This is a genomic window from Actinacidiphila sp. bgisy167 (genome assembly GCF_965342175.1).
In the GTDB taxonomy this organism is placed as follows: Bacteria; Actinomycetota; Actinomycetes; order Streptomycetales; family Streptomycetaceae; genus Actinacidiphila.
This window is the reverse complement of the sequence record NZ_CBDRBL010000039.1, coordinates 24,399-39,397: the sequence shown is the minus strand read 5'-3', so window position 1 is coordinate 39,397 and position 14,999 is coordinate 24,399. Positions and strand designations below refer to the sequence as shown.

Below are 14,999 nucleotides of genomic sequence, written 5' to 3'. Positions count from 1 at the left end.
GCCGTTGCAGCCGGATGACGCCCCTCCGCCGCGTCACAGGCCGCGCGCACCGGTGTGAGGGCCCCGCGCGCGGCGTCTCAGCGGCGCTTCCAGTCGCCGCCGGCGATGGGGCGGCCCTCGGCGCGCAGCTTCCGCTCGCGGTCGCCGACCGCCAGGTACACCCAGGCGGGCAGCGTCTGCCCGGCATAGGTGCGCACGTCGCGGACGACGCGCACGTACAGGTTCCCGGGCGCGTCGGGGCTGTACTCCTCAAGACGGTCGAGGTCCGCGAGCACCTCCTGGTACAGGTCCTCGACCGGATGGATCACGTCGCCGTGGACACGGCCGCGCTCGTCGGCCACGGCATAGGGGTAGCCGGGGCCCTCGAACAGCAACGCGCCGTGCAGCACGGCGGGGGTCTCGGACGTCGTCCGGCCACGCAGCAGCCAGGAGTGGTTGATCTCGCCGGGCCGCAGCGTCCCGTAGACGAAGAACGGGAGGCGGGAGTCGTCGTCAGGCATCACCCTCATGGAACCGCAGGGACGCGCGGAACGTCGACTCGGACGTGGCGGAAGGAAGCGGGAACGGGAGGACACGGGGGGCGTCTGTCAGGGCCGTCCCCGCGCGACGGCCGGGGCCGCGGCGCGCGCGGCTGCGGCGGCTCACGCGGCTGCCGCGGTCCAGGCGGGGCCGGCGGCGCCTGCTGTGGGCCGCCGTGGCGCTGGGCGTGCTGGCCCTGCTGCCCGCGACATGGCTCCGGGTCACCACGGACGACCGGGTCCGCGCGGTGGCCGACGCCCCCGCGGAGCCCGTCGCCGTCGTCTTCGGCGCGGGCCTGTGGAACGGCGAGCCCTCCCCCTACCTGGCCCACCGCCTCGACGCGGCCGCCGAGCTGTGGAGGGCGGGCAGGGTGCGGGCGGTCCTCGTCACGGGGGACAACAGCCGCACCGACTACGACGAGCCGACCGCGATGCGCGACTACCTGGCGGCGCACGGCGTGCCCCGTGACAAGGTCGTCCTCGACTACGCCGGCTTCGACACATGGGACTCGTGCGCACGGGCCCGGCGGGTCTTCGGCGTCGACCGGGCGCTGCTGGTGAGCCAGGGCTTCCACATACGGCGGGCGCTGGCGCTGTGCGGCGCGGCCGGGATCGAGGCGTACGGGATCGGTGGCGACGAGCCGCACGACGCGACCTGGTACTACGGCGGCGCCCGCGAGGTCGCCGGAGCCGTGAAGGCGGCCTTCGACGCGGCGTTCACGCCGGATCCGCGCTTCCTCGGCCCTCGCGAGCGGGGCGTCCAGCGCGCCCTGGGGTGATTCGGGGTCCGTGCTTGCGGTGTGTCGTCGTGTGCGGGTCCGGTGCGCCCGCACGGGCGTCCCCCACCCTCCCGCCGCTCGGAGGTACCGGCGAGACGGGCCCCGGCAGTGACGGAAGTCGCTGCCGGGGCCCGTTTCTCGTGTTCAGCCCGCCGCGACGACCAGGCCGACGCCCTGCACCAGGGTGCGCGCCGCGGACCCGGAGTCGCCGAGGTAGCCCGCGACCATCGCTCCGTCGCGCAGGGCGACCACCATGTCGGCGGACCGCCGGGGGTCCGCGACGCCCATGGTCGCGAAAGTGTCCTCCAGGACGTGGTGGAACCACTCGCGGTGCCGCAGTACGACTTGGTGGATCGGGCACTTCCGATCCGGGTACTCCGCGGCCGCGTTGATGAAGGGGCAGAGGGCGAAGACCGCGCAGGAGGCGAGCAGGAGGACACCGGAGCGGCGCACGGCAGACCGGTGACGGCGCGCGCATACCGCGGTGGGGGGCCGCGCAAGCCTGTGACCTGCGGTTTCGGTCCACCGTGCGTTCCGGATGCGGATCTTCGGCAGGGCGGTGATGCTGAGAGCAGTGCCACTTACGGCGAGGAGGACAGCGATGTCCATGTTCGACAAGATCAAGGCGAAGCTGAAGGGCCACGAGAGCCAGTCCCAGAGGGGCATCGACAAGGGCGGCGACATGCTGGACGAGAAGACCGGCGGAAAGTACCAGCGCCAGGTCGACACCGCCCAGGACAAGCTGGGCGACGAGTTCGGCTCCGGCAGCACCGGCGAGGACCGTCCCCCGCACTCCTGACGCCGAAGGGCCGCCGCGCACCCGTGTGAAGGGCGCGCGGCGGCCCTACGCTGGCGCGCATGGTGTGGACCGCGAACGACATCCCCGACCAGAGCGGCCGCACGGCCGTCGTCACCGGAGCGAACAGCGGCATCGGCTACTGCACCGCCCGCGAGCTCGCCCGCAGGGGCGCGAGGGTGCTGCTCGCCTGCCGCAGCGAGACCCGCGGCAAGGAGGCGGTCGAGCGCCTCAAGGCCGAGGTGCCCGACGCCCGCGCCGGGTACCGCCACCTGGATCTCGGCGACCTGGCCTCGGTGCGCGCCTTCGCCGCCGGGTTCGACGCCACCGGGCTGGACCTGCTGGTCGACAACGCCGGTGTGATGGCCCTGCCGTACGGCACCACCGCCGACGGTTTCGAGACGCAGATGGGCGTGAACCACCTCGGCCACTTCGCCCTGACCGGGCTGCTGCTGCCACGGCTGCTGGCCACCCCCGGCGCAAGGGTCGTCTGCGTCTCCAGCGTCATGCACGCGGTCTCCACGGTCGACCCCCGTGACCTGGGCAGCGAGCGCGGCTACCGGCGGTGGATCGCCTACGCCCGCTCCAAGAGCGCCAACCTGCTCTTCGTCCACGAGTTGTCGCGGCGGCTGGCGGCCGCGGGCGCGGACACCGTCGCGGCGGCGGCCCATCCCGGCTACGCGAACACCGACCTGCAGACCCGCGCCGCCCGCATGGAGCACCGCCGGACCGTGGAACGCCTGGTCGAGCTGGGCAACCGGGTGCTCGCCCAGTCCGCGGACGCCGGCGCGCTCCCGGTGCTGTACGCCGCCACGGCTCCCGGTGTGCTCCCCGACTCCTTCACCGGCCCGCGCTTCCTGGGATGGCGCGGCTCCCCCGCCCCCTCGTGGCGTGCCCCGTGGACCCGTGACGACCGCGCCGGCGAGATGCTGTGGGCGGCTTCCGAGCGGCTCACCGGTGTCCGCTACGGCCTGCCCGGGCGGTCCGAGGGTGCCGGGAGTGAGCTCTGAACAGCACCGGCCGTCGGCCACCTGACGGAACCGCGGACCAGCGGGTGAGGCGGGTCCGAATGGCCCCGGTCGCCCATGTCGCCCCCGGCCGTTCACCGCTCGGCGGGGCGACGGCCGGTTTCGGCATGAGTCAGCGGCGGGGGCGGCCCGGGCATACCTCACTGCCCCTCACCGACCGGAGCGGGAAGTGGGGTATTCGGCCGAAAGCGGGGAGGGCCGGGAGAGCGGGGGAGAACCCCACCCCGGCGACCTGCCCGCGGTGGCTCGATCCGCTGCCTCCCGGCACGTCTGCGCCAGGACGGTGAACGAGGCGGAAAGTAGCGGACTGTTCACTCCACGTTGGCTCGGGGGCCGCGGCGCCCGTCCTAGCCTTCCGGTGCGCGACCCGCCCGCGGCGTTGGGTCCGGGCGGGCCATCCGTCGTCCCTGGAGTGATCGTGGAACGTCGAACCTTCCTGCGCGGAGCCGTGGTCGGCGGCTCGGCTGCCGCATTCGGCGGCACCCTCATGCGCGGGGCGGTCTACGCCGCACCCGCCCAGCCCGGCACCGGCCCCTACGGCGCGCTGCGGGCGCCCGACGCCAACGGCATCGCCCTGCCGAGCGGTTTCACCAGCCGGGTCGTCGCCCGGTCCGGCCAGGCAGTGCCGGGCACCTCGTACACCTGGCACAACGCGCCCGACGGCGGCGCGTGCTTCGCCGACGGCACCGGCTGGATCTACGTCTCCAACTCCGAGATCGACCCCAACGGAGGCGCGAGCGCGGTCCGGTTCGACGCCGCCGGCACCGTCACCGGCGCCTATCGGATCCTCTCCGGCACCCGTCAGAACTGCGCCGGCGGCAGGACGCCCTGGAACAGCTGGCTGTCCTGCGAGGAGGTCAGCCTCGGCTACGTCTACGAGACCGACCCACGCGGCGTGCAGGCAGCCGTCCGCCGCGCCGCCATGGGCAGGTTCAAGCACGAGGCGGCTGCCGCCGACCCCGTGCGCAAGGTGGTCTACCTGACCGAGGACGAGACCAACGGCTGCTTCTACCGGTTCATCCCGGCCGTGTGGGGCGACCTCTCCGCCGGGACGCTGCAGGTGCTGGTCGCCGGCACCGCGACCTCGGGCACCTTCAGCTGGGCGAACGTGCCCGACCCTGACGGCTCCCCGACCGCGACACGCAGCCAGGTCTCCGGCGCGAAGAGGTTCAACGGCGGCGAGGGCTGCCACTACGCCGACGACGCCGTCTGGTTCACCACCAAGGGCGACAACCGCGTCTGGCGGCTCGACCTGGCCGCCGGTACCTACGCGCTGGCGTACGACGACTCCCTCGTCGTCTCCGGCAGCGCCCCGCTGACGGGGGTGGACAACATCACCGGCAGTTCCTCCGGCGACCTCTACGTCGCCGAGGACGGCGGCAGCATGGAGATCTGCCTGATCACCCCGGACGACGTCGTCGCGCCGTTCCTGCGTGTCAACGGCCAGTCCGCCTCCGAGATCACCGGTCCCGCCTTCTCCCCCGACGGCACCCGGCTGTACTTCTCCTCCCAGCGCGGCACGAGCGGCAGCTCGTCGGGCGGCATCACCTACGAGGTGCGCGGCCCGTTCCGGGCCTGACGCGGGCGGAACGGAAAGCGGGGGCGGCGCCTTCACACAAAGGCGCCGCCCCCGGTGAGGGTGGGAGATGGTCTTCGGGGCCGGTGGTTACCGGCTGCCGCTGCTGTGGTCCTGAGCGGCGGCCCGGCCCGCCTCCAGGCGGGCGACGGGGATGCGGAACGGGGAGCAGGAGACGTAGTCCAGGCCCACCTCGTGGAAGAAGTGGACGGACTCGGGGTCGCCGCCGTGCTCGCCGCACACGCCGAGCTTGAGGTCGGGGCGGGTGGCGCGGCCGGCCTCGGCGGCGGAGCGGACGAGGGAGCCGACGCCGTCCTTGTCGATGGTCTCGAACGGGGAGACGCCGAAGATGCCCTTCTCCAGGTAGGCGGTGAAGAAGCTCGCCTCGACGTCGTCGCGGCTGAATCCCCAGACCGTCTGGGTCAGGTCGTTGGTGCCGAAGGAGAAGAACTCGGCGGCCTCGGCGATCTGGGCGGCGGTCAGGGCCGCGCGGGGCAGCTCGATCATCGTGCCGAGGGCGAGGTCGAGCTTGGTGCCCGTGGCGGCCTCGGCCTCGGCGATGACGGACTCTGCCTCCTCGCGGACGATCTCCAGCTCCTGGACGGTTCCCACCAGCGGGATCATGATCTCGACCCGCGGGTCGCCCTTGGCCTTGCGGCGTTCGGCCGCCGCCTCGGCGATCGCCCGCACCTGCATGGCGAACAGGCCGGGGATGACCAGCCCGAGGCGCACGCCGCGCAGGCCCAGCATCGGGTTCTGCTCGTGCAGCTTGTGGACGGCCTGCAGCAGGCGCAGGTCGTTCTCGTTGGCGTCCTTGCGCGCCTCGGCGAGCGCGACGCGCACCGACAGTTCGGTGATGTCGGGCAGGAACTCGTGCAGCGGCGGGTCCAGCAGGCGCACCGTCACCGGCAGCCCGTCCATCGCCTCGAAGAGCTCGACGAAGTCGGCCCGCTGCAGCGGCAGCAGGGCGGCGAGCGCCTCGTCGCGCTCGGAGTCGGTGTCAGCGAGGATCAGCCGCTCCACCAGTTCCCGGCGCTCACCGAGGAACATGTGCTCGGTGCGGCACAGACCGATGCCCTGGGCGCCGAAACGGCGGGCGCGCGCGGCGTCCTCGGCGTTGTCGGCGTTGGCGCGCACCCGCAGCCGGCGGACCCGGTCCGCGTACGCCATGATCCGGTGCACGGCCTTGACCAGCTCGTCGGCGTCGTCGGCGCCGGCGTGCATGCGGCCCTCGAAGTACTCCACGACCGGTGAGGGGACGACCGGCACCCGGCCGAGGTAGACCTTGCCGGAGGAGCCGTCGATGGAGACGAGGTCGCCCTCCTCGACCACGACCCCGCCGGGCGCCGTCATCCGGCGGCGCTTGGTGTCGACCTCGAGCTCCTCGGCGCCGCACACACAGGTCTTGCCCATGCCGCGGGCGACGACGGCGGCGTGCGAGGTCTTGCCGCCGCGTGAGGTGAGGATGCCCTCGGCGGCGATCATCCCGTTGAGGTCGTCGGGGTTGGTCTCGCGGCGGATGAGGATGACCTGCTCACCGGAGCGCGACCACTTCACGGCGGTGTAGGAGTCGAAGACGGCCTTGCCGACCGCCGCGCCCGGCGAGGCGGCGATGCCCCAGCCGATCCGCTGGGCCTTGGCCTTCTCGTCGAAGCGGGGGAACATCAGCTGGGCCAGCTGCGCGCCGCTGACCCGCTGCAGGGCCTCGGCCTCGTCGATCAGGCCCTGGTCGACCAGCTGGGTGGCGATGCGGAAGGCCGCGGCGGCGGTGCGCTTGCCCACGCGGGTCTGCAGCATCCACAGTTTGCCGCGCTCGATGGTGAACTCGATGTCGCACAGGTCCTTGTAGTGCGTCTCGAGGGTCTCCATGATCTGCAGCAGCTGGTCGTAGGACGTCTTGTCCAGCTGCTCCAGCTCGGCGAGCGGCACGGTGTTGCGGATGCCCGCCACGACGTCCTCGCCCTGGGCGTTGCACAGGTAGTCCCCGTAGACGCCCTGGTGGCCGGTGGCCGGGTCGCGGGTGAAGGCGACACCGGTGCCGGAGTCGGAGCCCAGGTTCCCGAAGACCATCGAGCAGATGTTGACGGCCGTGCCCAGGTCGCCGGGGATGCGCTCCTGGCGGCGGTAGAGCTTGGCGCGCTCGCCGTTCCACGAGTCGAAGACGGCGCGCACGGCCATGTCCATCTGCTCGCGCGGGTCCTGCGGGAAGTCCCGCCCGGTCTCCTTGGCGACGACCGCCTTGAACCGGTCGACCAGCGCCTGCAGGTCGCCGGCGTCCAGGTCGACGTCGTCGTGGACGCCCTTGGCCCGTTTGGCCTGCTCCAGCGCGTCCTCGAAGAGGTCGCCGTCGACGCCCAGCACGGTCTTTCCGAACATCTGGATCAGGCGCCGGTAGGAGTCCCACGCGAAGCGCTCGTTGCCGGCCTGCGCGGCGAGGCCCGCGACCGAGGCGTCGGACAGGCCGATGTTCAAAACGGTGTCCATCATGCCCGGCATGCTGAACTTCGCCCCCGAGCGGACGGAGACGAGCAGCGGGTCGTCCGCCTGCCCGAGCTTCTTGCCCATCCCCTTCTCGAGCGCTTCGAGGTGCGCACTCACCTCGTCGCGCAGCGCCGGGGGTTCGGCGCCCGACTCCAGGTAGACCTTGCAGGCCTCGGTAGTGATCGTGAAGCCCGGGGGCACGGGCAGTTCGAGGTTGGTCATCTCGGCGAGGTTCGCGCCCTTGCCGCCGAGCAGGTCCTTGCGGTCCTTGTTGCCCTCGGTGAAGTCGTAGACGAACTTCTGGATTACTTGTTCTTCCGACACGGGACTCGCTCCTCGCGGCCGGGATGCCCTGACGGCGGGGAGCGTACCCATCTCTAAGGCGCTGCAGTACGTCAATCACCAGGTCACACGGTTGTAACCACCCATCCGCCGAGAGATCGAAAGTCAGGGCGTCCCTCCGGGTGAACGAGGGGCACGTTCAAGGGTCGAACACACGCTCTCCTAACGTGGCCGACGCACCCGGGAACCGAGACGCTGCGTGACGGATCACTTGACCAACTGTCGACGAGAGCCCTGGCACCCAGTGCCACTCATTGGAGAGGTGTCACGACACTCCTCGCGCTCATCTGAGCAATGCCACTATCAGACGTGGCGAGAATCACTCGCGGCACGGGCCCTTCACCGCACGCCGGGAACGTCTCGGCGGCCGGGCGGCCGGGCTCGGCGGCGGGCCGGAACATCCGCGAACGTCCTCAGCCGCCCGAGGTGTCCAGCTCGGCGTCGGCGCCGACGACCACCGAGCAGTCGTACGGGTCCTCCAGCCACCCGTCCGGGAGCACCACGCGCTTGCTCCCTGCCGTCCGGCCGCGCGGCCCCTCGGCGCCGTCCGGCCATTCCTGGTCCAGGTCGAGGTCGGCGAGGTGGGCGTCCAGCTCGGCCAGCGACGAGGTCATCGCCAGCTTGCGGCGCATCTCCGAGCCCACCGAGAAGCCCTTGGTGTACCAGGCGACGTGCTTGCGGAAGTCGATGACGCCGCGCTCCTCGTCGCCCAGCCACTCCCCCAGCAGCTCGGCGTGGCGCCGCATGACGGCGGCGACCTCGCGCAGCGACGGGGCGGCCGGGGCGCCGCCTCCCTCGAAGGCCGCCACCAGGTCGCCGAACAGCCAGGGGCGGCCGAGGCAGCCCCGGCCGACCACGACGCCGTCGCAGCCGGTCTCGCGCATCATCCGGACCGCGTCCGCGGCGCTCCAGATGTCGCCGTTGCCCAGCACGGGGATCTCCGGGACGTGCTCCTTGAGACGGGCGATCGCCTCCCAGTCGGCCGTGCCGCCGTAGTGCTGGGCAGCGGTCCTGCCGTGCAGCGCGACGGCGGTGACGCCCTCCTCGACGGCGATCCGGCCGGCGTCCAGGTAGGTGGTGTGGTCGTCGTCGATGCCCTTGCGCATCTTGATCGTGACCGGCAGGTCGCCCGCGTTGCCGACCGCCTCGCGCAGGATCGAGCGGAGCAGGTTGCGCTTGTAGGGCAGGGCCGAGCCGCCGCCGCGGCGGGTCACCTTGGGGACCGGGCAGCCGAAGTTCAGGTCGATGTGGTCGGCGAGGTCCTCGTCCACGATCATCCGCACCGCCTTGCCGACGGTGACGGGGTCGACCCCGTACAGCTGGATCGAGCGCGGCTTCTCGCTGCCGTCGAAGCGGATCAAGTGCATCGTCTTGTCGTTGCGCTCGACGAGGGCCCGGGTGGTGATCATCTCCGAGACGAAGAGCCCCTTGCCGCCGGAGAACTCGCGGCACAGCGTGCGGAACGGCGCGTTGGTGATCCCGGCCATCGGTGCCAGCACCACCGGCGGCCACACGGTGTGCGGGCCGATGCGGAGTGCGGGTGCGGCGGCGTCAGCAGTCATGCGGACCATTCTCCCGTATCGCCCGGGCGGCATTGGGTGTAACGTGAAATGATTACACGCATACAACCAGTGCGTGCGGAACAAGGAGCCCGATGCCCGAGCTGAGCCGGCGCAGACGCCTTCTGGTACTGGCGATCTGCTGCATGAGTCTGCTGATCGTCAGCCTCGACAACACCATCCTCAATGTCGCGCTGCCCTCCATGCGCCGGGACCTGCACACCTCCGTGTCCGGACTGCAGTGGACCATCGACGCCTACACCCTCGTGCTGGCCTCGCTGCTCATGCTCTCCGGCTCGACGGCCGACCGGATCGGCCGGCGGCGGATCTTCCGAACCGGCCTGGTGATCTTCACGGTCGCGTCCGGTCTGTGCAGCATCGCCCCCAGCCTGGAGTGGCTGGTGGTCTTCCGCATGCTGCAGGCGGTCGGCGGGTCGATGCTCAACCCCGTCGCGATGTCGATCATCACCAACGTCTTCACCGATCCGCGCGAGCGCGCGCGGGCGATCGGGGCGTGGGGCGGCGTCGTCGGCATCAGCATGGCCGCCGGGCCCATCATCGGCGGCGCGCTCGTGGAGACGGTCGGCTGGCGCTCGGTGTTCTGGATCAACCTGCCGATCGGGCTGCTCGCCCTGGTGCTGACCACGCTGTACGTCCCCGAGTCCCGCGCGCCCCGGCCGCGCCGGATCGACCCGGTCGGCCAGCTGCTGGTCGTCGCGGTGCTCGGCTCGCTGACGTACGCCATCATCGAGGCGCCCGCGGCGGGCTGGGGCTCCCCCGCCATCGTCGGCTGCCTCGCCCTCGCCGTGTGCTCCGCGGTGGCCCTGGTCGGCTACGAGCGGCGGCGCAGGGAACCCCTCATCGACCCGCGCTTCTTCCGCAGCGCGCCCTTCAGCGGGGCGACGGTGATAGCGGTGAGCGCCTTCGCCGCCCTCGCCGGCTTCCTCTTCCTGAACACCCTGTACCTCCAGGACGTCCGCGGGCTGTCGGCCCTGGACGCGGGTCTGCATCTGCTGCCGATGGCGGTCATGGCCCTGGTCTGCGCCCCGCTCTCCGGACGCCTGGTCGGCAGCCGCGGGCCGCGGCTGCCGCTGCTGCTGGCGGGGCTCGGCTTCACGGCGAGCGGCGTGCTGTTCGCCGCGCTGGACGCGACCGCCTCGGACGCGAAGCTGTTCACCGCCTACGTGCTGTTCGGCTTCGGCTTCGGCTTCGTCAACGCGCCGATCACCAACACCGCCGTCTCCGGCATGCCGCGCAGCCAGGCGGGGGTCGCGGCGGCGGTGGCCTCGACCAGCCGGCAGGTCGGACAGTCCCTGGGCGTGGCCGTCCTGGGCGCGGCGCTCGCCGCCGGACTCGACCTCACCGCCTGGTGGATCGTCACCGGCTGCGGGGTGGCGATCCTCGCGCTGGGGTGGCTGACCTCGGGTCCCTGGGCCGCGGGCACCGCGGCACGCGCCGCCGCGCAGTTCAGCGAGGAGGCCGCCCGCGAGCCGGTGGGCGCCCGGTGAACGAGCCCACGGCCACCCGCGTGTGGCGCAACCTCCGCACACTCGTCCTCGAGCGCAACGAACGCCGCCGCGAGGTCGCCGAGGCCCTCGGCATGAGCTTCTTCCGGGTCAAGGCGCTGCGCCGGATCGCGGCGAGCCCCGTGACCCCCGGCGACCTCGCCGCCGACCTGCTGACCGACCGCCCGTACGCCACGCTGGTCGTCGACGACCTCGCCCGCCGGGGGCTGGTGGAACGCACGCCGCACCCGCGCGACCGGCGCCGCAAGCTCGTGAGCGTGACACCGGCCGGGGCCGCGGCGGCGCAGGAGGCCGAACGCATCCTCGGTACTCCCCCGCCAGGCCTGGTGGGGCTGGACCCGGCGGAACTCGCGCAGCTGGACCGGGTGGTGGCCAAGCTGCTGGGACCGGGTCCCGGGTGAGCGGGGAAAACGGGGGGCCGCTGTCGGTGCCCGGCGCTACCGTCGCAGACATGACGACGCAGATCACCGAGCCTTGCGACGCCCGCTCCAGGGCGGCGCTGACGGAGCTGACCGCGCGCGGCGTACGGCCGAAGTACCTGTTCTTCTGGGGCCACCAGCCGCAGCGCGACGGCGGCGTGGGCGCGGGCTGCCTCAGCCAGTGGTGGCCCGCGGAGTTCACCGTCGACGGCGTCCGATACGCCACGGCGGAGCACTGGATGATGGCCGGCAAAGCCCGCCTCTTCGGCGACGACCGGGCCCTCGCCGCGATCCTCGCCGCCCCGCATCCGCACGCCGCCAAGAAGCTGGGGCGCGAGGTGCGCGGCTTCGACGGCGCGACATGGGAACGGCACCGCGAGGAGCTGGTCGTCGAGGGCAACGTCGCCAAGTTCGGCCAGGACGCGGCCCTACGCGCCTACCTGCTGGGCACCGGCTCGCGCGTGCTGGTCGAGGCCAGCCCGGTGGACCGCATATGGGGCATCGGCCTGACCGCCGAAGACGAGGCCGCCGCCGACCCCGCGCGGTGGCGCGGCCTGAACCTGCTGGGCTTCGCCCTCATGGAGACGCGCCGGCGGCTCCTCACACCGGCAGCGGCATGACGCTCGGCGCGGACCTGGCCGTCTCGTAGAGCCGGTCCAGCCGCTCGCGAGTGTTCGCGTCGGCGACCCGCCGGAACTCGGGTTCCGGCGGGTCGTCAGGATGTCCTGTCGACTTCTCTATCCGCTCCGGCTCGGCCGCATCAGCAGAGACAGGGATCCGCCACCGAGCCCAGGCGCAGCACGTCGTCGTCCCGCAGCGCACCCGCGTAGGCCTGCACCTCGTCCACGTCGCCGTGGAGGTACTCGCCCCAACCGTCACCGGCTTTCGCCCGGCCGATCTGAAGGGCGCCACCGCTGTGCCAACCGTTGGGAAGGATCGCGGTCGCCCCAGCGTGCGTGTATCCGTCCAGATAGAGCTTGATCGTGTCGGTCGCGTCGTCGTAGACCACGGCGAGCCTGCGCCCCTGGCCCTCTCCGCCGTCCGCTCCGGCGATCTGTGAGACCACCCTCTCAGGAGCTCCGGCCTCGTCCTTCTCCGGCATCACCAGTTGCCAGGTGTGCGTGGACGGCTCGTAGCGCACCTTGAACGCATCGGTGTGCTCGCCCGCCTGTGAGAGCACGGTCATCGGGTGGGCCGGCGCGACGTCCGCGAGGCGGACGACGACGCCGATGGTGAAGCTGTCCCCGGTGTCCACGACGGGCCCGTCGGCAACGGCGTACCCGGTCTCGCCGTCCAGGCGCAGATGCCCCTCACCGGCGAGGGGCGGCGGCATGTAGGGGCAGTCGGGGTCGACGTCCGGGATACACGAAGGCTCCCGGTAGATGGAGGCTCCTGTGCCGAGCCGCAGCGGCGCGCCGTCCGCGTGCTCGGGGCTCGCGCCGTCCGTCACGTTCTCCAGCGACCAGTGGCCGATCAGCTGCGGCTTGCGCCGTCCCAGTCCGGCCGCCTCACCGGGCACCACGACCCGGTCGTGGACCTGCACGTCACCGATGTCGCCGTGCCACCGGTCACGGTAGCCGTTGACCCCGCGGGCTCGTCCGATCTGGAACGCACCGCTCGTCGCGGCGGGAGCCGCCTCCGCCGCGGTGCCGACCTCATGGCCGTTGACGTACAACCGCGCGCGACCTGTCTCCGCGTCGTACAGCCCCAGCAGATGTGCCCACTCGCCGATCTCCGGCGCGCCACCGGACACCCGCGCGCCACCCGTCGCGAACGACCAGGCCGCGCCGCCGTCCCCGCTGCGCAGCCCGAGGCTGAAGCCGGGCTTCCCGTCCGCGTCCTGGCTGGCGACGGTCATGTTCCGGCCCGTCTCGGCGGGCCGCACCCAGGCGCTGACGGCGAAGGTCCTGCTGAGGTCGGTGGCGGGGGCGTCCGTGGTCAGGAAGCCGTGGCCGCCGCCGTCGAGGGCGACCGTGGCGGTGCTTTCGGTGCCGGTGGGTGCCGCGCCGCCGAACGTCACGCCGATGCCGGCCCGTGCGGCGGTGCCCGTCTCGGCGGCGGCCGAACGGGAGCCGGCCGGGTCGTCCAGCCTCCAGCGGGCGACAGGGGCGCGCCCGGACGCGACGTTGAACTCGTACCGCGACTCCGCGCTGCTCCGGCCCGCCCTGTCGACGGCGCGGACCGTCAGCCAGTTGGGCCCTGAAGTGAGCGGCAGATACCGGACCGTGACAGCCGCGCCCGGCCGCTCCGCGGAGACGGTCCCGTAAGGGCCGCCCAGGAAGCCATACGTGTACGACACCACGTCGTCGGAAGGCGAGTCCATGGTGAAGTGGCCGTAGACGCCCACCCCGTCCACCCAGAAGACCTCGTCGGGGTTGGGGTATTCGGGAGAGCTGATCGTCGCCTTCTCGGGGTTCACGTCGTCGTACACGAACGAGCAGACCGAGCCGTCGCCCTCATCGCTCCACGCGGAGGTCGCCTTGCCGTCGTTCGCGCGGACGTGCCAGGAGACGACCGTGTCCGCCGGGATGTCGGTCGGCATCGTCCAGTAGAAACGCGACCCCGACGACAAGGTGATAGTTATGTAGCTTCGGCGCTGCTCCGCTCCTGCCGCGTCCGTCCACCACGCCTCGAACTCGCCGCCGAGCGGTTTGGCTTCGTTGGGCCGGTTGTCGTCGTACAGCACGGCACTGAGCCTGGGCGGCTGCGCGACGTACGGCGTGTCGTCGCCGGTCGCGCAGGCCTTGCTCTCCGACTGAAGGTCGTGCACCAGCGGCTGGTGTGGCGGCGCGTCGTCCACCGCTTGCGCCGTGCCGGCGGTCGTGGCCAGCAGCGCCGCCGCACAGATCCCCACCGCCAACGATCTGCGCCTGCCAGGTCTTCCGAACACCGTCAAGTGACCCTCCCCTGTGCGCTCTTGTGTGCGCTTGTGCGTCCTCGCGCTCGTGGATCACACGAGCCGCACGAAGCTAACAGAGGCCACTGACAGCACTGAAAGTGTTTTCTCCCGCCCACCTGTTCGGCCGCGGACGGCGCGCCGGCCCTGCGGCCGCAGCACGCCGGCGGCTCCTCACACCGGGAGCGGCATGACGCTCGGCGCGGACCTGGCCGTCTCGTAGAGCCGGTCCAGCCGCTCGCGGGTGGTCGCGTCGGCCGGGGAGTAGGTGACCAGCCGCGGGCCCGGGCCGGGGCCGAGCCACAGGTGGGTGAAGTGGAAGGTCAGCAGGCCGACCCACGGGTTGAGGAAGCGCTTGGTGCGGTTCTCCGGCTCCTGCACCTCGTGCCGCTCCCACAATTCGCGGAACTCCGGGGAGACCTGCTCCAGCCGCCGCACCAGGGACTTCCACGCCGGTTCCGCGAGGTGCTCAGCCATCGCCGCACGGTACTTGGCGACCATCTGCCGGCTGGTCTCGTGCCAGTCGGGCAGGCCCTCGCGCCAGGCGGGGTCGGTGAAGACCAGCCACATGATGTTGCGGTCCTCGAAGGGGAGGCGGTCGAGGTCGTCGACCAGCCGGGCGTAGGTCCGGTTGTGCGCGATGACGTCGGTGCGGCTGTTGAGCACCGCGGCCGGCAGCGGCTCAAGCTTCGCCAGCATCTCCCGGATCTGGTCGGACATCCCGGGGCAGTGGGCACGCGGGTTGGGGTCCTGCACCCCGGCGAGCAGGAAGAGGTGGCTGCGCTCGTTCGGGTCGAGCATCAGGGCCCGGGCGATGGAGTCGGCCACCTGCGCGGAGATCTGGATCTCCCGCGCCTGCTCGAGCCACGTGTACCAGGTGACCCCGACCGCGGCCAGCTGGGCCACCTCCTCGCGGCGCAGTCCCGGGGTGCGGCGTCGGCGGCCGAGCGGGAGTCCCACCTGCTCCGGCGAGATCCGCTCGCGTCGGCTGCGGAGGAAGGAAGCGAGCTCGCTGCGCGCGGCGGCGCTGGGAGACGTCATGTCTCCAGGGTGCCCGAGGCCCCACACCCTTGCCAGGT

The 14,999-nt window shown here is 72.2% G+C and carries 13 protein-coding genes; 7 read left to right on the top strand and 6 right to left on the bottom strand.

Going from position 1 to position 14,999, the window contains the following annotated elements; all coding sequences use genetic code 11:
- Positions 1 to 77: 77 nt before the first annotated feature.
- The gene (locus ACRWND_RS16880) at positions 78 to 500 is read right to left on the bottom strand and encodes a gamma-glutamylcyclotransferase family protein (RefSeq protein WP_431950084.1); all 423 of its coding nucleotides are present in this window, start codon (positions 498 to 500) and stop codon (positions 78 to 80) included.
- Between the two features lie 131 nt (positions 501 to 631).
- Here ACRWND_RS16880 and ACRWND_RS16875 point away from each other — a divergent pair, with 131 nt between their 5' ends.
- The gene (locus ACRWND_RS16875) at positions 632 to 1,297 is read left to right on the top strand and encodes a SanA/YdcF family protein (RefSeq protein WP_431950108.1); all 666 of its coding nucleotides are present in this window, start codon (positions 632 to 634) and stop codon (positions 1,295 to 1,297) included.
- Positions 1,298 to 1,441: 144 nt separating this feature from the next.
- On the opposite strand, the gene ACRWND_RS16870 is transcribed toward ACRWND_RS16875, so the two are convergent.
- Positions 1,442 to 1,750 carry a hypothetical protein gene (locus ACRWND_RS16870; RefSeq protein WP_431950082.1) on the bottom strand — a complete coding sequence of 103 codons (309 nt, stop codon included), beginning with the start codon at positions 1,748 to 1,750 and terminating at the stop codon, positions 1,442 to 1,444.
- Between the two features lie 148 nt (positions 1,751 to 1,898).
- Between ACRWND_RS16870 and ACRWND_RS16865 the strand changes: the two genes are divergently transcribed.
- The 3 genes from ACRWND_RS16865 to ACRWND_RS16855 all read left to right on the top strand — a co-directional run bounded on the left by ACRWND_RS16865 (position 1,899) and on the right by ACRWND_RS16855 (position 4,700).
- Positions 1,899 to 2,096: an antitoxin gene (locus ACRWND_RS16865; protein WP_431950080.1), complete on the top strand. Its 198-nt coding sequence runs from the start codon at positions 1,899 to 1,901 to the stop codon at positions 2,094 to 2,096.
- A gap of 59 nt (positions 2,097 to 2,155) precedes the next feature.
- Positions 2,156 to 3,103 carry an oxidoreductase gene (locus ACRWND_RS16860; protein WP_431950078.1) on the top strand — a complete coding sequence of 316 codons (948 nt, stop codon included), beginning with the start codon at positions 2,156 to 2,158 and terminating at the stop codon, positions 3,101 to 3,103.
- Between the two features lie 436 nt (positions 3,104 to 3,539).
- On the top strand, positions 3,540 to 4,700 hold the full coding sequence (locus tag ACRWND_RS16855; protein WP_431950076.1) for an alkaline phosphatase PhoX: 1,161 nt from the start codon (positions 3,540 to 3,542) through the stop codon (positions 4,698 to 4,700).
- Between the two features lie 87 nt (positions 4,701 to 4,787).
- On the opposite strand, the gene ppdK is transcribed toward ACRWND_RS16855, so the two are convergent.
- Both ppdK and dusB read right to left on the bottom strand, forming a co-directional pair.
- A complete protein-coding gene (ppdK, locus tag ACRWND_RS16850; protein ID WP_431950106.1) occupies positions 4,788 to 7,484 on the bottom strand; it encodes a pyruvate, phosphate dikinase in 2,697 nt (898 codons plus the stop codon).
- A gap of 449 nt (positions 7,485 to 7,933) precedes the next feature.
- Positions 7,934 to 9,082 carry a tRNA dihydrouridine synthase DusB gene (gene dusB, locus ACRWND_RS16845; protein WP_431950074.1) on the bottom strand — a complete coding sequence of 383 codons (1,149 nt, stop codon included), beginning with the start codon at positions 9,080 to 9,082 and terminating at the stop codon, positions 7,934 to 7,936.
- Positions 9,083 to 9,174: 92 nt separating this feature from the next.
- On the opposite strand from dusB, the gene ACRWND_RS16840 reads away from it, so the two are divergent.
- From ACRWND_RS16840 to ACRWND_RS16830, 3 genes are read left to right on the top strand one after another with little or no spacing between them, the layout of a single operon-like run.
- Positions 9,175 to 10,587 carry an MFS transporter gene (locus ACRWND_RS16840; RefSeq protein WP_431950072.1) on the top strand — a complete coding sequence of 471 codons (1,413 nt, stop codon included), beginning with the start codon at positions 9,175 to 9,177 and terminating at the stop codon, positions 10,585 to 10,587.
- Positions 10,584 to 11,006 carry a MarR family winged helix-turn-helix transcriptional regulator gene (locus ACRWND_RS16835; protein WP_431950070.1) on the top strand — a complete coding sequence of 141 codons (423 nt, stop codon included), beginning with the start codon at positions 10,584 to 10,586 and terminating at the stop codon, positions 11,004 to 11,006. The genes ACRWND_RS16840 and ACRWND_RS16835 overlap by 4 nt, the downstream gene beginning before the upstream one ends.
- Positions 11,007 to 11,056: 50 nt before the next feature.
- Positions 11,057 to 11,644, top strand: a complete 588-nt coding sequence (locus ACRWND_RS16830; RefSeq protein ID WP_431950068.1) for an NADAR family protein — start codon at positions 11,057 to 11,059, stop codon at positions 11,642 to 11,644.
- A gap of 140 nt (positions 11,645 to 11,784) precedes the next feature.
- Here the strand turns inward: ACRWND_RS16830 and ACRWND_RS16825 are convergent, their stop codons facing one another.
- Positions 11,785 to 13,878 carry a LamG-like jellyroll fold domain-containing protein gene (locus tag ACRWND_RS16825; RefSeq protein ID WP_431950066.1) on the bottom strand — a complete coding sequence of 698 codons (2,094 nt, stop codon included), beginning with the start codon at positions 13,876 to 13,878 and terminating at the stop codon, positions 11,785 to 11,787.
- A 216-nt stretch (positions 13,879 to 14,094) separates the two neighbouring features.
- Complete coding sequence (locus ACRWND_RS16820) at positions 14,095 to 14,961, bottom strand: helix-turn-helix transcriptional regulator (protein ID WP_431950064.1); 867 nt, start codon at positions 14,959 to 14,961, stop codon at positions 14,095 to 14,097.
- Positions 14,962 to 14,999 lie beyond the last annotated feature (38 nt).